Source organism: Nisaea sp. (assembly GCF_039990255.1).
Lineage (GTDB): Bacteria > Pseudomonadota > Alphaproteobacteria > Thalassobaculales > Thalassobaculaceae > Nisaea.
On the sequence record NZ_JBDXGG010000025.1, the window covers coordinates 63,735 to 90,355 of the forward strand.

Annotated in this window: 24 protein-coding genes; 11 read left to right on the forward strand and 13 right to left on the reverse strand. The window is 63.3% G+C overall.

All coding sequences use genetic code 11. From position 1 onward, the window contains the following. Window positions 1–3 precede the first annotated feature (3 nt). The 7 genes from ABJ076_RS22625 to ABJ076_RS22655 form a co-directional block, all read right to left on the reverse strand. Window positions 4–1,170, reverse strand: coding sequence for an acyl-CoA dehydrogenase family protein (locus tag ABJ076_RS22625; RefSeq protein WP_348195843.1), 1,167 nt, complete (start codon window positions 1,168–1,170; stop codon window positions 4–6). Then, entirely contained in the window at window positions 1,167–3,170 is a 2,004-nt protein-coding gene (locus ABJ076_RS22630; protein WP_348195844.1) for a biotin carboxylase N-terminal domain-containing protein, read from the reverse strand. Before ABJ076_RS22630 ends, ABJ076_RS22625 begins: the two co-directional genes overlap by 4 nt. After that, on the reverse strand, window positions 3,167–3,961 hold the full coding sequence (locus tag ABJ076_RS22635) for a crotonase/enoyl-CoA hydratase family protein (RefSeq protein ID WP_348195845.1): 795 nt from the start codon (window positions 3,959–3,961) through the stop codon (window positions 3,167–3,169). The genes ABJ076_RS22630 and ABJ076_RS22635 overlap by 4 nt, the downstream gene beginning before the upstream one ends. 9 nt (window positions 3,962–3,970) lie before the next feature. Further along, complete coding sequence (locus tag ABJ076_RS22640; protein WP_348195846.1) at window positions 3,971–5,569, reverse strand: carboxyl transferase domain-containing protein; 1,599 nt, start codon at window positions 5,567–5,569, stop codon at window positions 3,971–3,973. Window positions 5,570–5,572: 3 nt separating this feature from the next. Beyond that, window positions 5,573–6,202, reverse strand: coding sequence for a TetR/AcrR family transcriptional regulator (locus ABJ076_RS22645; protein WP_348195847.1), 630 nt, complete (start codon window positions 6,200–6,202; stop codon window positions 5,573–5,575). 174 nt (window positions 6,203–6,376) lie between these two features. Further along, window positions 6,377–7,207, reverse strand: a complete 831-nt coding sequence (locus ABJ076_RS22650; RefSeq protein WP_348195848.1) for an SDR family oxidoreductase — start codon at window positions 7,205–7,207, stop codon at window positions 6,377–6,379. A gap of 24 nt (window positions 7,208–7,231) precedes the next feature. After that, entirely contained in the window at window positions 7,232–8,416 is a 1,185-nt protein-coding gene (locus ABJ076_RS22655) for a lipid-transfer protein (protein ID WP_348195849.1), read from the reverse strand. Window positions 8,417–8,752: 336 nt separating this feature from the next. On the opposite strand from ABJ076_RS22655, the gene ABJ076_RS22660 reads away from it, so the two are divergent. Then, complete coding sequence (locus tag ABJ076_RS22660) at window positions 8,753–9,364, forward strand: transferase hexapeptide repeat family protein (RefSeq protein WP_348195850.1); 612 nt, start codon at window positions 8,753–8,755, stop codon at window positions 9,362–9,364. Window positions 9,365–9,418: 54 nt separating this feature from the next. On the opposite strand, the gene ABJ076_RS22665 is transcribed toward ABJ076_RS22660, so the two are convergent. From ABJ076_RS22665 to ABJ076_RS22685, 5 genes are read right to left on the reverse strand one after another with little or no spacing between them, the layout of a single operon-like run. Beyond that, window positions 9,419–11,026, reverse strand: coding sequence for a carboxyl transferase domain-containing protein (locus ABJ076_RS22665; RefSeq protein WP_348195851.1), 1,608 nt, complete (start codon window positions 11,024–11,026; stop codon window positions 9,419–9,421). A 2-nt stretch (window positions 11,027–11,028) separates the two neighbouring features. Beyond that, window positions 11,029–11,532, reverse strand: coding sequence for a biotin/lipoyl-containing protein (locus ABJ076_RS22670; RefSeq protein WP_348195852.1), 504 nt, complete (start codon window positions 11,530–11,532; stop codon window positions 11,029–11,031). Further along, window positions 11,532–13,001, reverse strand: coding sequence for a biotin carboxylase N-terminal domain-containing protein (locus ABJ076_RS22675; RefSeq protein WP_348195853.1), 1,470 nt, complete (start codon window positions 12,999–13,001; stop codon window positions 11,532–11,534). The genes ABJ076_RS22670 and ABJ076_RS22675 overlap by 1 nt, the downstream gene beginning before the upstream one ends. Before the next feature lie 10 nt (window positions 13,002–13,011). Further along, entirely contained in the window at window positions 13,012–14,811 is a 1,800-nt protein-coding gene (locus tag ABJ076_RS22680; RefSeq protein ID WP_348195854.1) for an acyclic terpene utilization AtuA family protein, read from the reverse strand. 19 nt (window positions 14,812–14,830) lie between these two features. Beyond that, entirely contained in the window at window positions 14,831–15,616 is a 786-nt protein-coding gene (locus ABJ076_RS22685) for an enoyl-CoA hydratase-related protein (protein ID WP_348195855.1), read from the reverse strand. 136 nt (window positions 15,617–15,752) lie between these two features. Between ABJ076_RS22685 and ABJ076_RS22690 the strand changes: the two genes are divergently transcribed. From ABJ076_RS22690 to ABJ076_RS22715, 6 genes are read left to right on the forward strand one after another with little or no spacing between them, the layout of a single operon-like run. Beyond that, on the forward strand, window positions 15,753–16,967 hold the full coding sequence (locus tag ABJ076_RS22690; RefSeq protein ID WP_348195856.1) for an acyl-CoA dehydrogenase family protein: 1,215 nt from the start codon (window positions 15,753–15,755) through the stop codon (window positions 16,965–16,967). Between the two features lie 14 nt (window positions 16,968–16,981). Further along, window positions 16,982–18,181 (forward strand): acyl-CoA dehydrogenase family protein, encoded by a 1,200-nt coding sequence (locus ABJ076_RS22695; protein WP_348195857.1) that lies wholly within the window; start codon window positions 16,982–16,984, stop codon window positions 18,179–18,181. 44 nt (window positions 18,182–18,225) lie between these two features. After that, the gene (locus tag ABJ076_RS22700; protein WP_348513299.1) at window positions 18,226–19,041 is read left to right on the forward strand and encodes an SDR family oxidoreductase; all 816 of its coding nucleotides are present in this window, start codon (window positions 18,226–18,228) and stop codon (window positions 19,039–19,041) included. Continuing rightward, window positions 19,034–19,837 carry an enoyl-CoA hydratase-related protein gene (locus tag ABJ076_RS22705; protein ID WP_348195858.1) on the forward strand — a complete coding sequence of 268 codons (804 nt, stop codon included), beginning with the start codon at window positions 19,034–19,036 and terminating at the stop codon, window positions 19,835–19,837. Before ABJ076_RS22700 ends, ABJ076_RS22705 begins: the two co-directional genes overlap by 8 nt. Window positions 19,838–19,849: 12 nt before the next feature. Then, on the forward strand, window positions 19,850–20,329 hold the full coding sequence (locus ABJ076_RS22710) for a PaaI family thioesterase (protein WP_348202925.1): 480 nt from the start codon (window positions 19,850–19,852) through the stop codon (window positions 20,327–20,329). Between the two features lies 1 nt (window position 20,330). After that, window positions 20,331–20,732 (forward strand): PaaI family thioesterase, encoded by a 402-nt coding sequence (locus ABJ076_RS22715; protein WP_348195861.1) that lies wholly within the window; start codon window positions 20,331–20,333, stop codon window positions 20,730–20,732. Here the strand turns inward: ABJ076_RS22715 and ABJ076_RS22720 are convergent. Beyond that, entirely contained in the window at window positions 20,721–22,076 is a 1,356-nt protein-coding gene (locus tag ABJ076_RS22720; protein ID WP_348195863.1) for a TetR family transcriptional regulator, read from the reverse strand. The two genes, ABJ076_RS22715 and ABJ076_RS22720, sit on opposite strands and share 12 nt — an antisense overlap. 138 nt (window positions 22,077–22,214) lie before the next feature. Here ABJ076_RS22720 and ABJ076_RS22725 point away from each other — a divergent pair, with 138 nt between their 5' ends. From ABJ076_RS22725 to ABJ076_RS22740, 4 genes are all read left to right on the forward strand, one after another. Beyond that, window positions 22,215–22,976, forward strand: a complete 762-nt coding sequence (locus ABJ076_RS22725) for a glucose 1-dehydrogenase (protein ID WP_348195865.1) — start codon at window positions 22,215–22,217, stop codon at window positions 22,974–22,976. 114 nt (window positions 22,977–23,090) lie between these two features. Then, window positions 23,091–25,028 (forward strand): AMP-binding protein, encoded by a 1,938-nt coding sequence (locus ABJ076_RS22730; RefSeq protein WP_348195867.1) that lies wholly within the window; start codon window positions 23,091–23,093, stop codon window positions 25,026–25,028. After that, entirely contained in the window at window positions 25,025–25,879 is an 855-nt protein-coding gene (locus tag ABJ076_RS22735; RefSeq protein ID WP_348195868.1) for an SDR family oxidoreductase, read from the forward strand. The genes ABJ076_RS22730 and ABJ076_RS22735 overlap by 4 nt, the downstream gene beginning before the upstream one ends. After that, complete coding sequence (locus ABJ076_RS22740; protein WP_348195870.1) at window positions 25,863–26,603, forward strand: helix-turn-helix domain-containing protein; 741 nt, start codon at window positions 25,863–25,865, stop codon at window positions 26,601–26,603. Before ABJ076_RS22735 ends, ABJ076_RS22740 begins: the two co-directional genes overlap by 17 nt. Window positions 26,604–26,621: the final 18 nt, after the last annotated feature.

Consider the following 26,621-nt stretch of genomic DNA (forward strand, 5'->3'; position numbering starts at 1 on the left):
CATTCACATCCGCTTGGCGACTTCTTCCAGCATGACTTCGCTGGCGCCGCCGCCAATGGCCTGAACGCGGGCATCGCGCGACATGCGTTCCACCGGTGTTTCGCGCATGTAGCCCATGCCGCCATGGAACTGGACACAGTCGTAGAGCACGCTGTTCACCAGTTCGCCGCAATAGGCCTTGACCATCGAGACCTCTTTCACGCAGTCACGGCCCGCCGCGTCCAGACCCGCGGCGTGATAGACAAGCTGACGTCCTGCCGCAATCCGCGTCTGACAGTCGGCCAGGCGTTGACGCACCACTTGCTTGTCCCACAAAACGCCGCCAAAGGCCTTGCGCTGCTTGACATAATCCACCGTCATGTCCAGCGCGGTCTGCGCCTCTGCGCAGGCCATTGCGCCCAGCACGATGCGTTCGTTCTGGAAGTTCTTCATCACCGAGTAAAAACCCCGGTTGACCTCGCCCAGCACGTTCTCGGCCGGCACGCGCACATCCTCGAAGATCAGCTCGGCCGTGTCCGAGCACAGCCAGCCGGTCTTGTTCAGCGCCCGGCCGATCGAAAAGCCCGGTGTACCCTTTTCGATCGCGAACATGGTGATCCCGCGCGAACCCTTGGCATCGGGGTCGGTCTTGGCCCCGACAAAGTAAAGGTCACCATGAACGCCGTTGGTGATGAACATCTTGGTGCCGTTCAGCACCCAGTCCGACCCGTCCTGCACCGCGCGGGTGCGCATGCCGGCCACGTCGGATCCCGCGCCCGGTTCGGTCACGGCAACGGCGGTGATCTTTTCACCCGAGGTGATCGACGGCATCCAGCGCGCCTTCTGTTCGGGCGTACCGGCGTTCTCCAGATGCGGCGAGGCCATGTCGGTATGCACCAGAACCGTGGCCGAGAAGCCGCCGAAGGTGGAACGCCCCACCTCTTCGGCCAGCATCACGCTAGCCATCACATCGAGGCCCGCGCCGCCGTATCGTTCGTCATAGCGCATGCCGAGCACGCCCAGATCGCCCATCCGGCGCAACACGTCGCGCGGTACCATGCCGTCCCTTTCCCAGGCGTCGGCCTTGGCCGTCACCTCGGTCTCGATGAAGCGCCGTAACTGGCCGCGGATCATCTCGAGGTCATCGCTGAACGGCCCGCCGGCGGAGGTGATTGCATCCTGTCTGTTCATCTCTTGTCCTCCGGATCGAGTTTGACGAGGGGGGCGTGCCCGGCGACGGTGTCGCCCGGCGCGCAATAGATTTCAGCCACAACGCCCGCGACCTGCGCGCGCAGGCTCTGCAAGAGCTTCATCGCTTCCAGCACCACCAGCGTGTCGCCGGCGGCGACATGGTCGCCGGGCGCGACGCGAATCTCGGCCACGGCGCCCGGCATCGGCGCCACCAGGGTGTCGACTCCGGCGGGCCCGCCCGCCGCGCGGCTCAGGTGCCGGCCCTCCAGCGTGCGCAGGTCCGTCGCTATCATCCCGGCGGGGGTTTGCAGATGCACCCGCCAACGATCGCCGGCGCGTTCGACATGGGCTATGCGCGAGAACGGGACGCCGCCGATACGTCCGTGCAGGCGGTCCCCGGCCAAGGCGGCGGCCTCGGCAGCGACCGTTTGGCCGTCCGGCAGCCCGGCGGCAAGCTCTGCCCCTGAGCCGGTCATGCGGATCGGCTCTTCATTGGCTGTGTCCCAATAAGATACCGCGCCGGCTCGCCCTGCGGGCGCGGTGAGCCGCCATGACCCGAGGCTTTCCCATGGCGATGCGCCCGCCGGGGCGAGATGCAGATGCAACGCCATCGCGGCGAGCGCCATGTCCTGCGCCTCGGGGGCCGGGTGCGTCCAGCCGTCGGGGAACATCTCGGCCAGGCCCGACGTGTGATGCCGGAACGCCCGGAAATCGGGATGGATCAGAAGCGCGCGCTGATAGGCCAGGTTCAGGCCGACGCCCCCGACGGCAAAAGCATCGATCGCGGTGATCGCCCGGCGGATCGCCCCGGCCCGGTCCGGCGCGTGGACGATCAGCTTGGCAATCATGGAATCGTAGTGGTGGCCGACGACCGAACCGCACTCTACTCCCGTATCCAGCCGCACGCCTGAGGGCGGCGCCCAAAGGGTGATCTGGCCCGTTTCGGGGCGGAAATTTTCGCCCGGGTTTTCGGCGGCGATGCGGATTTCAATTGCGTGCCCGTCGAATTGCACATCCGATTGCGCCAGTGTCAGCGGCTCGCCCCGCGCGATGCGCAACTGCCATTCGACCAGGTCGATGCCGGTGATCGCCTCGGTCACGGGGTGTTCCACCTGCAAGCGGGTGTTCATCTCGAGGAAGTAGTATTCGCCACGGGCCAGATCATAGAGGTATTCCACAGTGCCGGCAGAGCGGTAGCCGATTGCCTGCGCCAGCCGCACCGCCGCGGCGCGCATGTCGTCGCGCACAGCCTCGGGAAGATCGGCGGCGGGGGCTTCTTCGATCAGCTTTTGGTGGTTGCGTTGCAGCGAGCAATCGCGGTCGCCCAGATGCAGCACGGTGCCGTGGGTATCGCCGAGCACCTGCACTTCGACGTGGCGGACACGGGGCGCATAGCGTTCGAGGAACACCGCCGGATCGCCGAAGGCGCCTTTCGCCTCGGCCCGAGCTGATGCAATCGCCCCGGGGGCGTCGCCCAGGTCGGTGACAAGCCGCATCCCGCGCCCGCCGCCGCCCGCGCTGGCCTTGACCAGAAACGGCGTGCCAAGCGCCTTGGCCTCTTCCAGCAATCGCGCGTCGGACTGACCTTCGCCGCGATAGCCCGGCAGCACAGGCACACCTGCGGCTTCGGCGGCGGCCTTGGCCTCGATTTTGGATCCCATGCGGGCGATCGCGTCAGGTCCCGGCCCGATGAACACGAGGCCCGCCGCCTCGACCGCAGCGGCGAAACCGGCATTCTCAGACAAAAAGCCATAGCCCGGATGCACCGCCCCTGCCCCGGCCGCACGGGCGGCGTCCAGGATGGCATCGACGTTCAAATAGCTTTCCGACGGCGCGGCCCCGCCAATGCACAGGGCGTGATCGGCCTCGGTCACGAAGGGCGCGTCGCGGTCGGCCTCCGAAAACACCGCCACGCTTTCCAGCCCCAGCTTGCGGCACCCGCGCTGGATGCGGCGGGCGATCTCGCCCCGGTTGGCGATCAGGACGCGAGTGAAACTCATTTGACCCGCCATGACGGGATGGCTTTGTTGATAAAGCTGTTGATCCCCTCGATGCCTTCCTCCGTCTCCCAGGCATCGGCCAGCCGGTCGGCGGTGTAGATCATGTTGGTTTCCAGATCGTGGGACGCGACATAGGCGACCAGCGCCTTGGTATCGGCCACGGCGCCAGGGGCGGCCTGCAGATGATCATGCACCACTTTCTCAACCGCTGCATCCAACTGATCGGCGGCCACGACTTCGGTCAACAGACCGATCCGTTCGGCGCGTGTGCTGTCGAAGAGCGCCCCGGAGAGCATGGTTTCGCGGGAATGCACCTTGCCGATGCGGGCCACGACGTAGGGCGAGATGTTGGCCGGCAGCAGGCCGAGCCTGACCTCGGTCAGACCGAACCGCGCGCCTTCGGCACCGATCGTGTAGTCGCAGACCGAAATCATGCCGACCCCGCCGCCATAGGCCGGTCCGTTGATCTTTCCGATCAGCGGTTTGGGCAGGGTATCAAGGCGGCGCAGCAAACGCGCCAGCGTGGCGCTCTGGTCCACCCGCTCGGCGCGCGATTTTTCGACGTTGGAGGCGAACCAGTTGAAATCCCCCCCGGCACAGAAGCTTTTGCCGTTGCCGGTCAGCACCACGACGCGCACCGTGTCATCGGCGGCCAGCTTCACGGCTGCGCCGTAAAGTTCGGCGATCAGATCGCCGTTCAGGGCATTGTGCTTGTCCGGGCGGTTCAGCGTTACCGTGGCGACGCCGCGCGCATCCGTTTCGACAAGGATCGTTTCATGGCTCTCGGTCACGTCCGGCCCTCACATTCTGAACACGGGGGTATGGCGCCTGGCCTCGGGCACCGAAGAGACAATGGCCAGGCAAAGCCCGAGGATGTCGCGTGTCTGGCCCGGTTCGATCAGCCCGTCATCCCAAAGCCGCGAAGTGGCGTAATAGGGATCGGACTGTTCGCCATACTGGGCGCGCACCTCAGCCTCGATCTTCGCAAGGTCGGCCGCCAGCTTTTCCGGCTCGCCCCCCTTATGGCGGCGCAGTTCCAGCATCACGTTGGTGGCGATGTCGGCGGACATGGTGGCAAGTTCCGCCGTGGGCCAGGCAAAGAGGAAATTCGGCGCGAAACCGCGCCCGCACATGCCGTAGTTTCCGGCCCCGTATGAGCCGCCCAGCAGAACCGACAGGCGCGGCACCTTGGCAACGGACATGGCATAGACCAGCTTGGCGCTGTCCTTGGCGATACCGCCGCGCTCGGCCTCGGTGCCGACCATGAAACCTGAGATGTTATGCAGGAACAGAAGCGGGATATTGCGCTGATCGCACATCGACACGAATTGCGCACCTTTCAGCGAACTGTCGGACAAAAGCGCCCCGTTGTTGGCCAGGATACCAACGCGATAGCCGTGGATGCGCGCCGTACCGCAAACCAGCGTTTCGCCCCATCCCGGCTTGAACTCGCGGAACTCGCCCGCGTCGATCATCCGCAACAGCACCTCGCGCATGTCATAGGGCTGTTTGCGGTCGGCGCTGATCACGCCAAGCAGCTCTTCAGGATCGTGGGCGGGCGCTTCGGGGGGCTGGTCCGGATGCATCTGGCGCGACTGGCCCAGTTCGGCCACGATGTCGCGCATAAGTGCCAATGCGTGGTACTCATCTTCGGCCAGATGGTCGGACACCCCCGAAACGCGCGAATGCATCTCGGCTCCGCCCAGCGTTTCGCCATCGACCTCTTCGTTGATCGCCACCTTGACGATCGACGGCCCGCCCAGATGGATGCGCGCGTTGCCGCGCACCATGATGACCTCGTCCGACAGCGCCGGGATATAGGCCCCGCCCGCCGTGCAGCCGCCAAACACGGCCGAGATCTGCGGCAGGCCGCTGGCGGACATGTTGGTCTGGCGATAAAAGGAATTGCCGAAATGGCGGGCATCGGGAAAGACCCGGTCCTGTTCAGGCAGATAGGCCCCGCCGCAATCCACCAGATAGAGACAGGGCAGCCGGTTTTCAGCCGCGATTTCCTGGGCGCGGATGTGTTTTTGGACTGTCTCGTGGTAGAAGGAGCCGCCCTTCACGGTGGCATCATTGGCGATCATCATGCAGGGCAACCCGTGGACGATGCCGATGCCGGTGACGATCCCGGCGCCGGGCACCTCGCCCCCGTATTGCCCGTAAGCGGCCAGCGACGACAGTTCCAGAAACGCGGTGCCGGGATCGACCAGCAGGTCGATCCGTTCCCGCACCAGAAGCTTGCCGCGCTTGCGGTGCCGCGCGACCATATCGGGACGTCCGCCCGCCGTTGCCGCGGCGACGCGGTCGCGTAGGGTCTGGACCCGCGCGCGCTGCGCCGCGTGGTTGCGGGTAAAGACTTCGGATGCGGTCAGTACCGCGGTTTCAAGTCGCGCCAACCCTCAACCCCCGGTATCGTCTAGGATGCCGTGCAGGAACACATCGGCATAGGATTGCGATAGCGCGCTGGCGCTGCCGCGTTTCGGATCGAACCATTCCAGCGTGGCATTGAGAGCGCCGATCAGCATCAGGCGCAGGCGGCGGATGTCTACATCCGGTTTCAGCGCTCCCTTGTCGCGGAGCCGCGCCAGCAGGCTGTCCCACTCGGCCTCGTAGGCGCGGCGCGTGGGAAGGTTGGCATCGCGGACCGATTGTGGAACCTGCCCGAAGATGCGCACATTGGCCGAGGAATAATCGCTGACATCCAGAAGCGCGCGCAGATGCGCCTCGATCGCGGCGCGCAGGACGGCCTCGGCGCTTGCGCCGGCCGGCTGCGCCGACACCGCCTGGCGCATCCGGTCGTGAACCGCTTGGATGCCGGCATCGAGGATCGCCGCAACGATCTCGTCCTTAGAGCCGAAATGGTAATATATGCTGCCCGCCTTGATCCCGGCGGCATCGGCGATTTTTCTGAGCGATACGGACCCGTAGCCCTGTTCACGGAAAAGCCGCGCCGCAATATCCAGCACGCCATCCCGCCCGACCGCGCTGCGCGATGTCTCGTTGACCTTGCTCGCGTGGGTATCAGCCATGGGTCTTCATTTTACCTCAACACCTAACTAACGACTGTTAGGCACATGAAGCCAGTGAGTCAACCGTCCTGAACGTTTTGGATTGGAGTTTGGAAAAATCCGAGCAAACCTCTTATGGCCGCCCGGACGAGCACGTTCTTCAATGGACCCGATTACAGGGCCCGGGTCGAAGTTCTAGATCACGAACCCGCCGCCACAAATAATGTGCTGGCCCGAGATAAAGTTCGATTCCGGCGAGCAGAACAGATAGACGGCGCCGGCGGCCTCCTGCGGCGTGCCCACACGACCCAGCGGAATCATCCGCTCCATCTGCGACAGAAGATCGGGATTCACGCCGACCTTGATCTCCTTGTCCTCGACCTTGATCGTGCTGTCGCCTTTTGCACTGCCTTCGGTCAGGCGGGTGCGGATCGGACCGAACGCCACCGCGTTCACATTCACCTTGTAGCGCCCCCATTCCTTGGCCATCGTCCGGGTGACCCCCAGAATGCCTGCCTTGGCGGCGGAATAGTTGATCTGACCGGCATTGCCGCCGGTCCCCGCGATGGACGAAATGTTAACCACTTTGCGGAACACTTCCTGCCCGGCGGCGGCTTCTTCCTTGGCCTTGGCGCTGATCACCGGCTGGGCGGCGCGCAGGATCTTGAAGGGTGCCGTCAGGTGGACGTCGATGATCGCCTGCCACTGTTCGTCGGACATCTTCTGAACGACGCTGTCCCAAGTGTAGCCTGCGTTGTTCACGATGATATCGAGCCCGCCGAAGCTGTCTACGCCGGTCTTGATGAACCGTTCGGCGAACCCGCCTTCGGTGACGCTACCGGCGCAGACCACGGCCTCGGCACCCATCGCGCGCACCGCCTCGGCGGTTTCATTGGCCGGATCGGCGTCCAGATCGTTGATCACCACGCGCGCCCCTTCCGAGGCCAGTTTCAGCGCGATTTCCCGGCCGATCCCCCGGCCCGACCCCGAAACCAGCGCCACGCGCCCGTCGAGTTTTCCCGTCATGACGTCTCCTCCCGATCCGTTTCGTCAGGCTTTTTCATAAAGCGTGGTCACGCAGGCCCCGCCGAGGCCCAGATTGTGCTGCAGCGCCAGGCGCGCGCCGTCGACCTGGCGCGCATCGGCCTGGCCGCGCAGCTGCTGGACAAGCTCGGTGCATTGCGCAAGGCCGGTCGCCCCCAGCGGATGCCCCTTGGACAACAGACCGCCGGACGGGTTGGTCACGTATTTGCCGCCATAGGTGTTGTCGCCATCATCGACGAATTTCGCCGCATCGCCGCGCCCGCAAAGGCCGAGCGCCTCGTAGGTGATCAGCTCGTTATGGGCAAAGCAGTCGTGCAGCTCGACCACGTCTATATCCTGCGGCCCGATGCCCGCCGCCTCGTAGACCTGATCGGCCGCGCGCTTGGCCATCGAGAAGCCGACCACCTCGCGCATGTCATGGGCGTTGAAGGTCTCGGGGCCGTCCGTCGTCATCGCCTGCGCCGCGATCCGCACCGAGCTGTCGAGCCCGTGTCTGTCGGCGAACTCCTTGGAGCAGATGATCGCCGCGGCCGCGCCACAGGTGGGCGGGCAGGCCATCAGCCTTGTCATCACGCCCGGCCAGACGACCTGGGCCGCCATGACTTCTTCGGGCGTCACTTCCTGCCGGAACAGGGCAACCGGGTTCCTGGCGGCGTGGCGGCTGGCCTTGGCGCGGATCTTGGCGAAGGTTTCCAGCGTCGTGCCGAACTCCTCCATATGCGCCTTGCCGGCGCCGCCGAAATAGCGCAGCGCCAGCGGGATCTCCGGGTTGCCCACGAGATCGTCGGTTTCCTCGTCGAACGAGGCGAAGGGGCTGACCCGGTCGTGGAACATCGCGCCGATCGCGCCGGGCTGCATCTGCTCGAAACCCAGCGCCAGGGCGCAGTCCACAGCGCCGCTCTCGACCGCTTGGCGCGCCAGAAACAGCGCCGAGGATCCGGTCGAGCAGTTGTTGTTCACGTTCACGACCGGAATTCCGGTCATGCCGACCTGATACAGCGACCGTTGGCCGCAGGTGCTGTCGCCATAAACATAGCCCACATAGGCCTGCTGCACCTTGTCATAGTCGAGCCCCGCATCGGCCAACGCGGCGCGCGTGGCAGTCGCGGCCATCACGTCATAGCTTTCCGATTTCCCAGGTTTCTGGAACGGGACCATCCCGACGCCGGCGACATACGCTTTGTCCTTCATTTCTCTCGCTCCCTTTTCGTTCGGGCACTCCGATACCGGCGCCACGCATTTTCTATCAATTGTTAGATTTTTAGATGCCGGAATGAAGTCGTGTCAATATCCTACATTAGGGCGCGACGTGCTTGAACATTTTTCTAACAACTGTTTGGATAACGTCGCATGAGCCAATCAAGGATACGGTTTGGCGCTTTATGGTAAAAAGCAGGAGCATCCCGGTTGTCAGCGTTTGCAAATTCCGCGAGCCTGGAGGGGAACCAGACTGGCGAGGCAATTGAGGGAACTCCTGCATACGGGTCCAGCATTGACGGATAACCGCGGCAGTCGATGGAGCACGACATGGCGAACTGTTACGAATTCAAAGGCTTCGTTCCGGTCATTCCCGAGGACACTTTCGTTCATCCCCAGGCGATGCTGATCGGAAACGTGATCCTCGGTCACGGTTGCTACATCGGCCCCGGAGCCAGCCTGCGCGGCGATTTCGGACGGATCGTGGTCGGGGATGGCGCGAATGTTCAGGACAATTGCATCCTGCATTCCTTCCCTGGCCGCGACGCGGTGGTGGAACCGGACGGCCATATCGGCCACGGCGCGATCCTACATGGCTGCACCATCGGACGAAACGCTCTGGTCGGCATGAATGCCGTCATCATGGACGGGGTGATCCTTGGCGCGGAATCGATCGTCGGCGCCCAAGCCTTTGTGCGCGGCGAGACGGTGGTCCCGCCGCGCTCGATGGTGGTCGGATCGCCGGCCAAGGTGATCCGAGAGGTCACCGAAAAGGAAGTGGCATGGAAGACGCGCGGCACCGCGGAATACCAGCAACTTGCGCGGGATTGCCTGGCCGGGCTAAAGCCCGTCGCGCCTTTAGGAAGGGTGGAAGAGAACCGCCCCGAAATGGCGGCCTCGGACGTCGTGTCCATCCAGGAGGCACGGCGCCAGCCCAACTGAAACGCTTGGGACCTGTTCTGTCGGGGCGGCGATACAGTGCCGCCCCCGGGGTCCTCACAGCCGGAATATCCCGTAATGCGGCTCGTCGATCGGCGCGTTCAAAGACGCGGAGATCGACATGCCGAGCGCGTTGCGCGTATCGGCCGGGTCGAGGATGCCGTCGTCCCACAATTCCGAGGTCGAGGTATAGGCCTCGACATCGCGCTTGTATCTTTCCAGCACCGGTTCGCGGATCGCGGCGATCTCCTCTTCGGTCAGCTCTTTGCCTTCGCGCTGAAGCTGCCGGATCTTGACGTCCGCCATGGTGTTGGCAGCCTGATCCGCGCCCATCACGCCGATCTCGGCCTGGGGCCACATGAACAGCGTGCGCGCATCCCAGGCCCGCCCGCACATGCCGTAATTGCCTGCCCCGTAAGACGCATTGGCGATCACGGTGAATTTAGGCACGACCGAGCCGCCCTGCGCCATCAGCATCTTGGCGCCGTCCTTGGCGATGCCGCGTTCTTCGTATTCGCGGCCCACCATGTAACCGGTGATGTTCTGGAAAAAAACCAGAGGCGTGCGGTTCTGGTTGCAAAGCTGCATGAAATGCGCGGCCTTGAGCGAGCTGTCGTTGAACAGCACCCCGTTGTTGGCAAGAATGCCGACCTTGTAGCCCCAGATATGGGCAAAGCCGCACACCATCGTGGTGCCATAGTCGGGCTGATATTCGTGAAAGCGCGAACCGTCCACGATCCGGGCCAGAACCTCGCGCATGTCGAACTGGGTTTTCCGGTCCTTGGGAATGATCCCGTAGAGTTCCTTTGGATCGTAGTAAGGCTCCTCGAAGGCCGCGGTTTCGATGATCGTTTTCGGCGTGCGCTTCCACTGGCCGACAATCTCGCGGGCCAGTGAAAAGGCGTGCTGTTCGGTCGCGGCGCGGTAGTCGCCCGTGCCCGAAACTGAGGTGTGCATGACCGCGCCGCCTAGTTCCTGAACGCCGACCTCCTCGCCGGTGGCCGCCTTGACCAGCGGCGGACCGCCCAGAAAGATCGCCCCTGTGCCTTCGATGATGATGTTGTAGTCGCTCAGCGTCGGCACATAGGCGCCGCCAGCCGTGCAGTGCCCGCCGACCACGGCGATCTGCGGGATATTGGCCTGGCTCAGCTTGACTTGGTTGCGAAACACCCGCCCTCCCAGATACCGGTCGGGAAAGACGCCGTGCTGCAAGGGCAGGAAACCGCCCGCGCTGTCGCAGATATGGATGACCGGCAGGCGGTTTTCCAGCGCCACATCCAGAAGGCGCACGACCTTTTTCACCGTATGGGGATACCATGCGCCGCCTTTGACGCTGGCATCGTTGGCGTGAATGGCGACCTCGCGACCCTGTACGATGCCGATGCCGGTCACCACGGCGGCGCCGGGGACCGCGCCATCGTATTCGCGGCAGGCGGCCAGGGTTGAAAACTCCAGGAACGGCGTGCCGGGGTCCAGCAGCAGTTCCAGCCGATCGCGCACGCCCAGCTTGTTCTGCCGGGCCAGACGCTCGATGTCGCGCTGCGGGCGTTCGTAGCGGGCCGCGTGCTGGCGGGCGTGGAACTCTTTCAACCGCTCTGACATCGCGGCGAAATTGGCCTTGAAGTCGGCCGCGTTGGTGTCGATCTGGCTTTCAATCCGGCGCATGGTCACTTCTCCTCCGGTGCCAACTGGGCAAGGACGGCCTTCAGCCCGAAACTGTCGCCGGCGGCAAATGGCATCTCGGCGATCACGCCGTCGCGCGGCGCGGACAGGGTGGTCTCCAGCTTCATGCTTTCGATTACCAGCAGGGGCTGCCCTTCCTTGACGGCGTCTCCGGGTTTGAACGCCACCGACACGACGACCCCCGGCATCGGCGCCACGATGCGGTCATCTGCTGCGCCGCCATCGCTTCCGGCCAGACGCCGAGCGGGATCGACCCGCCCAATCTCGTACGCCCGACCGTTCAGGTGCACGAAGGTCGAATCGGGTCCGATGGCGAGCCGCAGCTCTTGCACGACGCCCCGCGTCCGAAGGACATGGCCGCCCGGTTCCCCGGTTGCGTCCAACTGGCAGGGAACCGCGCCATCGGGCGTGTTCAGGATAAAGCGGCTCCCATCATGGATGAGCCAGCATTCGGTTTCGACGCCGCCGACCTGGAATATCCTGCGCATCAGTTTCTCCACCCACCCATCTTGCGGTGCATCGCCGGTATCTGCATCACTTCGGCCACCAACCGTTCGTCCGACAGGGCCGCCGCCGCCATCAGCAGGTCGGACACGTCATCGCCCGGCGTGGTCAGCGTCTTTGCCTCTTCGGCCAGAAAACCTGTCGAGACGTCACCCGAGGCGAAGCGGGGATGGGCGAGGATCGCATCCAGATAGCCGGTATTGGTCGTCACCCCGAGGATGACGTAGTTCCGCACCGCCTGCCGCGCGCGAGCAATAGCCTCGGCCCGATCGGCGCCGTATATGATAAGCTTGGAAAGCATCGGGTCGAAGTCGGTCGTGACCTTGCCGCCGTCAAGAATGCCGCTGTCCACGCGGACGCCTTCGCCACGGGGTTCGTCCAGCAGCAGGATATCGCCGATCGCGGGGCGAAAATCGGCCGTCGCATCCTCGGCGCAGATACGCAGTTCGATAGAATGACCAATCTGCGGGATGTCGGCCTGCGAGACGCTGAGCCCGTCGCCCGCCGCGATGCGCAACTGCTCGGCGACCAGATCGAAGCCCGTTACCATCTCGGTCACGGGATGTTCGACCTGAAGACGCGTGTTCATCTCCAAGAAATAGAACGCGCCATCTGGGGCATAGATGAACTCGACCGTACCGGCGCCGCGATAGTTGACGGCGCGGGCAATCCCGGCGGCGGTCTCGCAGATGTTCAGACGTTGCTCGGGTGAGAGCGCCGGAGAGGGCGTTTCCTCGATGATCTTCTGGAACCGGCGCTGGATCGAGCATTCGCGTTCCCAGAAATGGACCACATCGCCCTGCCCGTCGCCCATCACCTGCACCTCGATATGGCGCGGGCGTTCGATGTAGCGTTCCACGAACAGCCGCCCGTCGCCGAAATAGCGCTCGCCCTCGCGGCGCGCGGTTTCGATCTCGGTCTCCAGCGTGCGGTCCTCGCGCACAACGCGCATGCCCTTGCCGCCGCCGCCGGCCGAGGGCTTGATCAGCAGCGGATAGCCAACGGCGCGGGCGCGTTCGACAAAACTCGCCGGATCGTCGTCCTCAATGGCGGAGGGAGCGACGGGAAAGCCGCGCTCCTCGACGAAGGCCCGCGCGCGCACCTTGTCGCCCATCAGGTCGATGACCTGCGACGTCGGGCCGACGAAGGTGATGCCCGCCTGTTCCAGCGCGGCCACGAAGCCCGCGTTCTCGGAGAGAAATCCATAGCCGGGATGCACCGCATCCGCGCCGATCCGCATTGCCGCCTCGACGATCTGCGGGATATCGAGATATGCCGCCACCGGGGTCGGCCCCTCGATCGTCACCACCTCGTCGGCAATCAGGTGGGCCGGCCCCTCCTGTTCGAAGGTATGCCGCAGGACGGCAGTTGCCAGCCCCTGCGCCATGGCGGTGCGCAGCACGCGTGCCGCGATTTCGCCCCGGTTGGCGACAAGCAGTTTGGAAATGCTCATTTTTTTCCTTTCACGCACTCTTGGCAGGGCGCAGCCCGTCGCGCGCGGCCAGATCGGCGGGCACGGGTATTTCGATGTCGAGCAGCATCTGCGCGAAGCCCTTGCCTTGCGGATCGATGCGGACCGAGGCGATGCCGCCGCCGCCCAGAGACTCGTGCAGAAGGAAGTTCAGTGCATTGCTGCCCGGCAGGTCGAAACGCTCGATCACTCCGTTGCAGAGGTGTGCAAAGTAGCCCTTCACCACCTCTTCGGTCAGGGCGGTGCGGATATAGGGCAGGTAATCCGGCTTGCGCGCCAGAATGCCGATATTGGCGATGTCCCCCTTGTCGCCGGAGCGGCCCCAGGCCAAGTCCACCAGCCGCACCTTGACCGCGTCCGGACCGGCCTCGCGGCCTTCCGCCGACGGCGCCGCGGGCGGATCGAGGCGCACCGCCTCGGCAGCGATGGCGACGGGCACACCCGCGCCGTCGACCTCGACCGCGAGGGGAGTATCGGCCTTGTCCATCAGGAAAGAGAACAGCCGCACCACCGGCTGCACCTTGGGCCGTCCGGCGAAGAACCCGGTCAGACCCTGCGCGGTCGAAATCGCCATCGGTGCGATTTCTCCGGCAAAGATATTCAGCGCGGCGCGATCGTCATGGACCGCGCCGATCTTCAGCACCACCTCGCGCGTCTGTGCCCGGGCATTGGCGCCATAGGCGGCCTCGGCGCCCAGCACCTCGACGCTGACCTGCCGGAAATCAGCGAGGTTCCTGTTGCGGAAAATTCGGCGGCAGCGTGTCAAAATTGCCTCGGCAACCCTCTCAGCCTTGGCGGGGGCGTCGATAGCGGCAAGCGTAAGCGTAGTGATGGCGCGCCACCCGTCGGCATGGGTCGCCGAGACTTTGTAGCTGCCGGTGCGCCCCAACCCCCTGCCGCCCTTGACCAGCACCCGGTCGGGGCCGACCTGCTCCAGGGTGACCCCGGACCAGTCGCAGATCACGTCCGGCAGAAGGTAGGCGCGCGGATCGCCGATCTCGTACAGCATCTGCTCGCCGACCGATCCGGGCACCACCAGGCCGCCTGTGTCCGGCGTCTTGGTCATGACGAAGCTGCCGTCCTCGGAGACCTCGACGATGGGCATGCCCATGTCGTCCCAGCCGGGCACGTCCCTCCAGTCGGTGAAGTTGCCCCCCGTGCCCTGCGGGCCGCATTCGATCAGGTGGCCGGCCAGCGAGCCCTGGCTGAGCTTGTCCCAATCGTCATCCTTCCAGCCGAATTCATGCATCAAGGAGCCCAGCGCCACCGCGCTATCGGCGCAGCGCCCCGTGATCACGATCTCGGCTCCCGCATCCAGCGCCACGGCGATGGGGCGAGCGCCCAGATAGGCGTTCATGCTCCAGACATCCCCGGGGAAGGCGGCGCCCGAGAACATTTCTGTCTCGCCGCGGGCGCGGATTTCGTCCGCGCGGTCCAGAAGGTCGTCGCCCAGCACGACGCCGATAGAGATGTCGACGCCCGCCGCCTCGGCCGCCCTGGCCAGCGCGTCGCGGCAGCCGCGCGGGTTCACCCCGCCGGCATTGGCCACTACCTTGATCCCCTTGGCCTTGATCTCGGCCAGCCAGGGTACCAGCGCCCTGACGAAATCCGGGGCGAACCCTGCCTCGGGCGACTTCGCCCGCGCACGCGCCATCAGCGACATCGTCACCTCGGCCAGGTAATCGAACACCAGATAGTCGATCCCGCCCTTGTTCACCAATTGCCCAACGGCTTCCGGCGTGTCGCCCCAGAAGCCGGACGCGCATCCTATGCGCAGCTTTCGATCCGGCATATCGTCCTCCTGCCTGGGCTCAGCGCCCGGTCCATTCCGGCATGCGCTTGCCGATGAAGGCCGCGAAGCCCTCTCGCGCGTCTTCCGTCTGCGCCACCCGCGGTAACAGCGATTCGGCAAACCGCATTTGCTGCGGATAGGTCATGTCCTCCATCGCGTGACAGGCGTATTTGCCCAGCCGGATCGCGGTCGGCGATTGCGCGGCGATCTGGGCGACCAGCTCATCGACCTTGGCATCCAGGCTGCTTGACTCTGTCACGTAATTCACCAAATCGTAGCGCAGCGCCTCTTCTGCCGTCAGAGGTACACCGGTGATGAACATCTCCATCAGCCGCCGCCTGGGCAGCACCCGCATCATCGACGGCACAATTGTCATGGGAAACAGGCCCACCTTTACCTCCGGCGTTCCAATCCGGGCGTGATCGACCATTACTGCGAGATCACAGGCGCAGATGATACCTGCGCCCGCGCCCATCGCCACACCATTGATTCGCGCGATGGTCGGCTTCTTGCAGGCCTCGATTTTCTCGAACAACTGACCGGCAAAGTGGCCCGGCTCGGAGGGGTCCATCACAAACGGGCCACCATCGGCACCCGCCTTGATGTCGCCACCAGCACAAAAGGCGCGTTCGCCCGCCCCCGTCAGCACGATTACGCGGCAGCCGGGATCGGCCTCCGCTTTTGAGATCGCAGCAATGATCCCCTCAGCGACGTCCCGGTTCAACGCATTTCGCTGGTCGGGACGGTTAATCGTGATGCGGATCTCGCGTCCGTCGCTCTTACAAAGCACAACCTGATCGGTCATTTTCCCTGCCCCCCCATTTGCGCCACCCAATCGCACTCAACGCCCGACCATGAACGCGGTGCCTTGAAATATTTTCTAACATATGTTTGATTTTGGTCAACAGTGGAAGCTGCCAAGCCGATTGGGAGGATTTGGAATGAGTGTTCAGGCAGGGCCGAAGTTGGCCGAGCTAGAGGCCATAAAGGCCAATTACTCGCTGACAGGCGAACAGCGTCAGATCGTCGATCATGTGGACCGCGTTTCGCGCGAGTTGCTGCATCCGCTGCAGGAAAGAATGGATGCGGAAGAATGGTGGCCCGAGGATCTGTTCAAGCAGATGGGCGAACTTGGGCTTCTGGGCGTCACCGCCCCAGAAGAATTGGGGGGATCAGGTCAGGACGAATTCACCCAGGCACTGGTATCTCAAGTGATTTCGAAATGGAACCCGGCCGTCGGGCTGTCGCACGGGGCACATGACAACCTGTGCCTTAACAACATCCTGCGCAACGGCTCGGAAGAGCAGGTGAAGAAATACGTTCCCGGCCTTTGCTCGGGCGAACTCGTTGGAGCCCTTGGCCTGACCGAACCCGGCGCGGGGTCCGATGCGCTGGGTTCGATGGCGACGACGGCGCGGAAAGACGGCGACGACTATGTCATCAACGGCTCGAAGATCTACATCACCAACGGCCCGATCGCCGACGTGATTCTGCTCTATGCCAAGACCGACAAGTCCAAGGGCGCCAAGGGAATTTCCGCGTTCATCGTCGAGACGGACAATCCCGGCTTCAAGGTGGCGCAGAAGCTGGACAAGATGGGGTTCCGCGGCTCGCCCACAGGGGAATTACTGTTCGAGGATTGCCGGGTGCCGGCCTCGGCCTTGGTCGGCGCCGAAAACAGCGGCGTATCGGTGGTGATGAGCGGGCTGGACCTGGAACGTGCCATGGTCGCCTCGGTCTGTGTCGGCATGGCCGAGCGCGCCCTGGAACTGGGCCTGGAATACGCCAAGCTCCGCGAACAGTTCGGCAAGCCGATCGCAAGCTTTCAGATGGTGCAGTCGAAACTGGCCGAGATTTATATCGAGCTAGAGACCGCCCGCGCCTTTGGCCACCGGGCACTGGCGGCCTGCGTCGGCCTGCCCAAGGGCGCCGGCGGCCGCGGCCAGATCCACAAGCTGACCGCGGCGGCCTGTCTTTACGCCGGCGAGGCGTTCAACAAGGCGGTGACCGAGGCCTGCCACATCCATGGCGGTTCCGGCTACATGCAGGACACCGAGATCAACCGGCTCTATCGCGCCAACAAGCTTCTGGAGATCGGCGCCGGCACCAGCGAGGTGCGCAAGATCATCATCGCCGAAGAACTGTTGCGCGCCTGAGGGAGGACATGACTATGAACCAGACTTTCCGCAATGCCCCCGACCTGCCCTCGCATTTCATGACCGATGAGCAGCAGGCGCTGGCCGATCAGGCCGGCAAGTTCTTTTTCTCCGAGTTCCATCACCTGAACGCGGAGATGGACAACACCGACGACCTGCCGGCCTCGGTTTTTCCGACACTTGGCGAGATGGGCTATCTCGGGCTGAACGTTCCGCCCGAGTTCGGCGGCGCCGGGCTGGATTTCACCTCGGCCTGCATCATCACTGAGCAGTTGTCGCGCGCCTCGGCCGCCATCGGGCTGACCCATGTGGCCCACGACAATCTGTGCGTCAACAACATCTACCGCAACGCCAATGATGATCTGCGGAAAAAATATCTGCCAGGCCTCTGCGACGGCTCGCTGATCGGCGCCCTGGGCCTGACCGAACCCGGTGCCGGGTCGGACGCGCTCGGCTCGATGCGCACTACCGCGCGGAAGGACGGCGACGACTACATCCTGAACGGCGCCAAGATCTACATCACCAACGGGCCGGTCGCCGATCTGGTGCTGGTCTATGCCAAGACCTCGCCCGAGAAGGGCGCCAAGGGCATTTCCGCATTCATCGTGGAAACCGACACGCCCGGTTTCAAGGTGGCACAGAAGCTGAACAAGATGGGGTTCCGCGGCTCGCCCACCGGGGAACTGGTGTTCGAGGATTGCCGCGTTCCCGCCCGCAACATGGTCGGCAAGCTCGACGGCGGCGTGGCCGTCACCATGTCCGGTCTGGATCTGGAACGCGCCATCGTCTGCTTCAACGCGCTCGGCATCGCGCAGCGGGCGCTCGATATCTCGATCGACTACGCCAAGACCCGCCAGCAATTCGGCAAGCCCATCGCCAGTTTCCAGATGGTACAGGCGATGCTGGCCGACATGTACACCCAAATCGAGGCGGCGCGCAGCCTGTCGCTGAAGACGGCGGCCATGTGCGAGGGCCTGGAAGAGGGCGCCGGCGGGCGCGGCGAGATCCACAAGCTGACCGCCGCCGCGATCTTCAAGGCCGCCGCGGCAACCTCGTTCGTGCTGGACAAGGCGGTGCAGATCCACGGCGGCTCGGGCTATATGCGCGACACCGAGGTGAACCGGCTGTTCCGCACGGGCCGGGTGCTGGAGGTCGGCGCGGGCACACAGGAGGTGCGCAAGCTGATCATCTCCGGTGAGCTTCTGAAGAACTGAGGCGCGCCATGACACAGCAGAAACAGAGATACGCATCCGATCTCATGGCCGGCCAGGTTGCCCTGGTGACAGGTTCGGGGTCCGGCATGGGGCGCGCCACAGCGCTTGAAATGGCCTCTTGCGGAGCCAGGCTGGCCTTGTTCGCGCGCCGCGAAGACCCCCTGCAGGAAACCGCAGAGATGATCCGCGCGGCAGGCGGCGAGGCCTTCGTGGTGCCGGGCGACACCCGCAACGAAGACAGCATCGAAGCGGCGATGAAGCGCATCAAGGGCCATTACGGTCGGCTTGACGTGCTGGTGAACAACGCGGGCGGGCAATACATCGCCGCCGCCCGCGATATCACCAACAAGGGCTTTGAGGCCGTGATCCGCAACAATCTGATCGGATCGTGGCAGATGACCCGCGCCGCGGCGGATCATTTCATGTACGACAACGGCGGATCGATCGTTTTTGTCACGGCCATTTCGGCCCGAACCGCGCTGACCGGGTTCACGCACACCGTCGCCGCCCGCGCCGGTGTGACGGGCATGATGAAAACGCTGGCCGCCGAGTGGGGCGAATACGGCATCCGCCTGAACTGCGTCGCCCCGGGCACGATCAAGACCGAGGCGCTCGGACGCTATCCCATTTCGCCGGACCACTGGAAACAGCTGAACCGTTCGGTTCTGAACCGGATGGGCGCGGCCGAGGACATTTCCGGCACGATCATATTCCTTGCGTCCAGATTGGGGGAATTCATCACGGGCGAAGACATTTATGTGGATGGTGGCGAAACCCTGCATCTGGGACACGACGCACGTGACATGATCAACCCCGAGATGTTCGAAAAGCGCGAGCGCGGAGATGGAAAGAATGAGTGAGACCCCAGTCCTGCTGGACATCTCCGACCGGATCGCCACGGTCACGCTGAACGACCCCGCGCGCCGGAACCCGGTTACCGGAAATGACATGATCGGTGCGCTTCTGGAGACCTTCGCGAAGGTGCAGGCAGACCCGCAAGTCAGCGTCATGATCCTGACAGGCGCCGACCCGGCCTTTTGCGCGGGCGGCGACATCAAGGAGATGAACGACCCCGACAGCGTGTTCCGCAAGGAGCCGCTTGCGACCGCTCAAAGCTATGTCGATGGGGTACAGCGCCTGCCCCAGGCTCTTTACAACCTCGACATCCCGACCATCGCGGCCGTGAATGGCGCGGCCGTCGGCGCCGGGTGCGATCTGACCATGATGTGCGACATGCGCATTGCCTCGCAGAACGCGAAGTTCGGCGAGGTCTTCATCAATCTCGGCATCATTCCCGGCGATGCGGGCAGTTGGTTCCTGTTGCGCCGACTGGGGCATCAGAAAGCGGCGGACCTGACCTTTTCGGGCCGGATGGTGGGCGCCGAAGAGGCGCTCGAGCTGGGCATGGTGCTAGAAGTCGTCGCCCATGATATGCTGATGGAATGTGCCCGCGAACGCGCCGCGGTCATCGCATCCAAGCCGCCTCGGGCCGTGCGCGTCGCCAAACGCCTGTTGCGCAACGCCGAACGCATGGATCTTCCCGATTTCCTGAATGCGGCCGCGGCATATCAGGCCTTGATGCACCAGACCGAAGACCATCACGAAGCCATCGCGGCCTTTCTGGAAAAACGAAAACCGAATTTCACCGGCCGCTGAAAGACAGATTGAATGTCCGAAATCACGCAAGAAAAGATGGACCAGATCGCGCAGATGTGGAACGCGCGCGGGAAGGGGCTGATCACCCACATGGCGTTGAAGATCGAGGAGGTCTCGACCGAAGCTGTCCAGGTGCGGATGCCGTTCAATCCCGATTTCTGTGTCGACAGCGATCAGACCCTGCTGCATGGCGGCATTCTGACCGCGCTGCTCGACAGTGTTTTCGGGCTCGCGAATTTCGTCGCCATCGAGGGCGTCAGCACCATGGCCACGCTGGATCTGCGGGTCGATTACCTGCGCCCCGCCCGATCGCGCGCCGATGTGATCGTCCGCGCCCATTGCTATCGCAAGACACGCCATATCGCCTTCAATTCCGGCAGCATCTGGTTTGACAATCATGTCGATGATGAAATCGCGCGCGGGACTGCCTCGTTTGCGTTGACGCGCGGCAAAACCAGCCTGTTTGAGGCAATGACCAGGGGAAAGCCATAAGATGGACCTGCAAGCCGTCAACATGAATGTTTTCCGGGTTCCGTTCTTCCGCTTTCTGAACTTTGATATTCTGGAAGTGGGCAAGTTCCATGCCAAAGCCGAGATGGCGTTTGATTCGCGCCATATCGGAAACCCGATTATGGAGCATTACCACGGGGGGATTATCGCCAGCTTCATGGAAGCCACAGCCGCCATTGCAGTCCAACCCGATTTCGCGGATGTGCCAGCCAAGCCGATCAACCTGACCGTCGACTACCTCAGACCTGGTGTGAAGGGACCGCTGACTGCGCAGGCGACCGTGACGCGGAAGGGATCGCGTATCGCAAGTGTAAGAGTACTGTCCTGGCAGGCAAGCCCGGAGAAATCCGTCGCCGAGGGCTTGTATCACTTCCTATTGGTCTGAGCCTTCGCGAGCGCGAAGTAAGCCGTTAGAGCTCCCCTCTCTAAGCGGTTGTTCCGCCTCGCTGATTCCGTTGAAAAGGAGCCTTACCAGCATGTCGGAAAACACGGACAGGGTGTGGTATCCTTCCAGTCCCGCTTTCCGTGGGTCGAACCATTCAACGGTCCAGTTCAAGGCTCCCAGCATGACCTGGCGCAGAGGAACGATCTGTATGTCCTTTCTCACAGCACCGCTTTGCTGCGCATCGGACAACATCTTGTCCCAAACAGCCGCGTATTCGTGACGGATAACCCGGTGCCTGCGACGAAGCTTCGTGGGCAACATTCCATAGCTACGGACATTTGCCGACGTGAACTCGCTGGCCCTGAATAGGAAATCCATATGAGCCGAAATGGCCGCCGATATTCTGGCACAATGATCGTTGGGCTCCCCGAACTGCTCAATGACGCGACTGACACCGACAAGTAGGTCGCTCAATCCGGTTTGCAACACCTCGTCTACTATCTTCTCTTTTGATTTGAAATGATAGTAGACGCTGCCCGCCTCCATATTTGCCTCAACAGCGATCTGGCGTATCGTCGTAGCCTTGTACCCCCTATCTCTCAAAACGCGCGCGGCCGCGCGCAGGACTTCGCTACGTGTCCTGGCCGCTTTTCCGTGGGGCTCGACCGGCTCCGGGAGGGCTATGACGTATGGCTTGGGGAGGCTACTTCCCGGACGACGCTTGTCGCACATTCCGTCCAGGATCAATCTGCTCATGCGTTCTGAGAGAATACTGACCGGATAACGTTTCACTTCGTACCATTCAACGGTCCAGTTCATCGCACTCAAGATGAATTGGCGGATGGGAGAAACTGAAATGTCTTTGCGCAATAGACCCTTGTCGCGGGCGTTCTGCAGGAATCCACCCCACAACTTAGCATATGAGCCGCGCAGTTCCCGGTGAGCGCGTCGTGCTTCCTCCGACAACATCGGGTAGTTTCGGATATTCGCAGACGTGAAGTCGCTATCTATCAAAAGGAAGGTCAGATGCGTGTCGACCAGTTTCGCGAAAGTTTCGCGGAAGGGTTCGTCATTTGCACCCGCACACCTAATTATCCTAGCCACCTCATTGTATAGACGCCGGACACCGATGTCGAGCACCACATCCAGTATCTTCTCTTTTGAGTCGAAATGGTAATAGATGCTCCCGGCTTCGATGTTCGCTTCACGTGCGATCTCCCGCATCGACGTCGAATTAAATCCCTCATAGCGGAATAGACGCGCTGCCGCGCGGAGGATTTCCTCGCGGGTCCTTTCCGCCTTGCTCTGAACGTCGCCGGCAAGGCATGCTTGAGGCGGCTGCATACACATATGGCTTACATAACAACTGGACAAAGGACTGTCTATTGCGATAAATCTAACGATTGTTAGAATATTGTTAAGCGCACCCTCTAGCTCAGCAGCTCTCACAAAGGTGCTCACAGAAGTAGGAAGGCAGCCCAAATGCATGGATTGAATGGCAAACGTGTCATTGTCACCGGAGGCGGAAGCGGCATTGGCCGCGCCGTTTGTCAACGGTTCGGCGAGGAAGGTTCAGAGGTCGCGGTGTTCGACCTGAACGAAGAAGGCGCACAGGAGACCGTCCGCCTGATCCGGGATGCGGGCGGCAAGGCCGTGGCTTTCAAGGTAGACATCACCGATCGCGCCCAGGTTGACAAGTCCGTTGCCGAGTTCGAGGCCGGAGGTCCGATAAGCGTCCTGGTGAACAACGCCGGATGGGACGTGATCAAGCCATTCCTCGATACAGACGCGGATCTCTGGAAAAAAATCATCGACATTAACCTCTACGGTCCGCTGAACATGCATCACGCGGTGCTTCCGGGCATGGTCAAGAATGGCGGCGGCCGCGTTGTCAACATCGCCTCCGACGCCGGCCGCGTCGGATCGTCGGGCGAGGCGGTTTATTCGGCCTGCAAAGGCGGCATCATCTCCTTTACCAAGACCGTGGCGCGGGAACTGGCGCGCAAAGGCGTTCAGCTGAACGCGGTTGCGCCGGGCCCGACCGATACGCCCCTCTTCGCCCAGGTCGCTCAGGGCGACGCTGGTGAAAAGATCGCGGAAGGCCTCAAGCGGGCCATTCCGATGAAGCGCCTGGCGCAGCCGAGCGATTACCCCGGAATAATCTGCTTCCTGGCTTCCGACGATGCAGGATTCATCACCGGCCAGGTGATTTCCGTTTCGGGCGGCTTGTCGATGCACGGTTGATCGAAAAATGAATACGTCCAATCAAGTGCCATCGCGGTCGAGGCGTGTCTAAGTATCCTCCCCAACTGGCCGCGCCTCAGGTGCGGCCTTTTTTTGTTTCATGCGAGGCAGAGAATGTTCCAACCGGACCCTGTTATTCAACGAGCAAGCACGCTCGCGGCGTTCATTGATGATTGTGGTGCGGGCAGTTACGAAGGTCTCGTCAAACGTGCCAACGCCGAACCGGAATGGTTCTGGGGCCGGATAATCGGCTATGCCGGCATCCGGTTCAATCGTCCCTATACGCAACTGCGGGATATATCCGCGGGACCAGATTCGATCCGATGGGCTGTCGGGGGTACCCTGAATCTGACAGAGACCTGTCTCGACGCCCGCATCGCGGGAAAACTTGGCGACAAGACCGCGATCGACTGGGTTGGCGAGGATGGAAGCCGCCGCCGCTGGACCTATGCCGAGCTTGCCGCCGAGGCCGCCCGCGTCGCATCGGCCCTTGCCGCTCGCGGGGTGGAGCCCGGACAGGCGGTAGGTATCTACATGCCGATGATTCCGGAAATCGAGGCGGCGCTTCTGGGCATCGCACGGTTGGGCGCCGTGGCGGTGCCGCTGTTCTCCGGTTTTGCCGCGCACGCCATCGCCACCCGTCTGAACGATGCCCGTGCCGTTGCGGTGCTGACGGCAGATGCGACGCCCCGGCGGGGAAAACCCGTCTGGATGGAGGAGACGCTGGCCGAAGCCCTGAAGGAGGTGCCACTTGTCCATACCGTGCTCAGCCTGCGGCGGTTCGGCGGCATAGTGGCCGATCCAGTCCGCGATCTCGACTGGCAGGAGACCGTCGGCAAAGCTGACGCGAGGCGTCCCGCCCATCCGGTAGACGCCGATGCGCCCCTGCTTATCGCCTACACCTCGGGTACGACTGGCAAGCCCAAGGGCGTGGTTCATACCCATCTCGGTGTCCAGGCCAAGGCCACGGCCGACTTCTTGCTGTGCCTCGACATGAAACGCGACGATCGTCATTTGTGGATGACTGACATGGGCTGGGTGATGGGGCCACTCACGCTTCTGTCGGTGTTGCTTTCGGGCGCCACGCTGGCGCTCGCCGAGGGTGCGCCCTCGATGCCGGACGACCCCTTCCGGCTGCTGCGCCTAGCCTCGGAGATGGGCGTCACCCACCTTGGCGTCGCCCCCACGCTGGTGCGGCAGTTCATGACTCAGGATCCCGGGCCACTTTCCGGCTACGACCTTTCGCCGTTACGCATCGTCGCCTCGACCGGCGAACCTTGGACCGATGACGCCTGGCTGTGGCATCTCGACCATATCTGCCGCCGCCGCGCGGTACCGCTCAACATTTCAGGCGGGACCGAGTTGTTCGGCGCGATCCTGACTTCAACCGTATTGCACGAGGTCAAACCCGGTGGATTCTCTGCTCAAGCACTGGGGGTCGGCGCAAAAGTGCTGCGCGTGGACGGAAGCGAAGCCGCGCCGGGCGAGGTTGGCGAACTGGTCGTGACCCAACCGCCGATCGGGCTGACACCGACCATTTGGGGAGACCGGGAACGCTATCTCGAAACCTACTGGTCTACCTTCCCCGGCATCTGGCGGCACGGCGACTGGGTGCGCCGCGATCCGGATGGCACATGGTATATCCTCGGCCGCTCGGACGATACGTTGAACATTGCCGGCAAGCGCATCGGCCCGCCCGAGATCGAGGCGGCGCTGACCGAGACGGGGAAGGTGGTGGACGCGGCGGCCATCGCTGCCCCGGACGATCTGAAAGGCGTGGCGGTGGTCTGCGTCTGCGTCGCGTCGCCCGGTGTGTTGCCCGACGCGGCACTAGTGGAGCAGCTCAAGGACCGCGTGGGAGAGATCGTTTCCAAGCCCTTCCGCCCGCGCGAGATCCATTTCGTCGAGGCGCTTCCCAAGACCCGCAGCATGAAGACGATGCGCCGGCTCGTGCGCGCCGCTTTTCTGGGCGAGGATCCGGGCGACCTGTCCTCTGTCAGCAACCCCGAGACGATGGAAGCCATCGCCGCCCTGCGAAAGGACAGATCATGATTACCGTCTTCGGAGCAACCGGCACCACCGGCGTCCCCCTTGTCGATACGCTATTGGCCAAGGGCGCGAAAGTGCGCGCCGTCACCAGCGACCCGGCCAAGCTCGACGCGCTCAAGGCCAAGGGGTGCGAAGCCGTCGTTGCCGATTTCACTGATCCCGCTGCGCTGAATCGTGCCTGTTTAACGGCTGAACGGATCTATTTGGTGACACCCGCGCACCGGCACATGCGCCGCTGGAAGGCCGATACGATCGAAGCGGCGAAGGCGGCAGGGGTGCGCCACGTCGTTCTGGCCACCGGACTTGGTGCCTCGCCCAAAGCCAGGCTGACCTTTGGCATGTGGCATTCGGAAACCCAGGAACTGCTGAAGGAAAGCGGCCTCGACTGGACCTTTGTTCAACCGACCTATTTCATGCAAAACCTGTTGTGGCAGGCCGGAAACATCGCAAGGGACGGGGTTTATTACGACGATCTGGGGGGGCCTGTGGCCTGGATCGATGCCCGCGACATTGCTGACGTCGCGGCCGATGCGCTGACCGGCGCGGGGCATGAAGGCAAGTCCTATGGCCTGACCGGTCCCGAGGCCCTGTCTGGAGAAGAGATTGCGGCAATTCTGTCGGAAGCGACGGGTCGGCAGGTCGCTTGCGCGCCCCTGTCCGCCGAGGACGCCAAGGCGGCAAAGATCGCCGGCGGGATGCAGGACGAGGTCGCCGCGGCCATGGTGGAACTGGCCTCGATCGCACCCAAGGGTTACCTCGCCGGCATCGAGACCACGGTGAGCGACGTGCTTGGACACCCGGCGCGCCGTCTTGCCGATTTCGTGACCGAGAACAGGCATGCCTTCACCGGATGAGGCGGCGCCCGCGCCGCTTTATCTCGAGCTCGCACCGCCGCCCGGGGGGGCCACCCCGGTCGACCACATGTTCGTCTTCCGCGATTGGGGTCATCTCACGGGACATGGCAGCGGCCGTTTTGCCACGGATCTCTTCACGCTTTCCTTCGCTTTCGACCCGCTTCTGGGGAAGAATGCCCTCCCCCGCCCGACCCTCACGCCACCCCGCCCCGCGTTCAGCCCGCGGATCGCGCCCTTCCGGGGAGTGTCGGCAGGGCTGCGACTCGCTTCCGCGCCCGAACGGCTTCCGCCCGAGGCATCTCTCGTCGAACTGGCCGGTTTCCTGCACGACTTTACCACCGGCAACGAGCCTCTTGTTCCGCTTGTAGCCGCGCTTGACCGGCTTGCCTGCGAACTTGGCTTCCCTGCGATCGGCACGGCGCCTACCAGCGCTCGCAGCGAGAGGCGCAGCATCCGGATGGCAACGGGCATGTCGCGCCGTCGGCTAGCCGCAACCCGTCGATTTCGTCATCTACTGGGCGGGCTTGCCAAACACGCACAACCCCTGGGCGAATTGGCGCTCGACACCGGCTACTACGACCAGTCGCACATGTCGGCCGCCTGCCGCGCCTTCGCCGGGAAGCCCCCCGGCGCGATTCGCCTTCAGGCAGCAGCACCATCCGATGGCCGTTTTTTCCAAGATAACAGGTTGAATAGCCGGTTAAGACTGATCATCGATCGCTGAAAAAGGGAGTGCAAGACA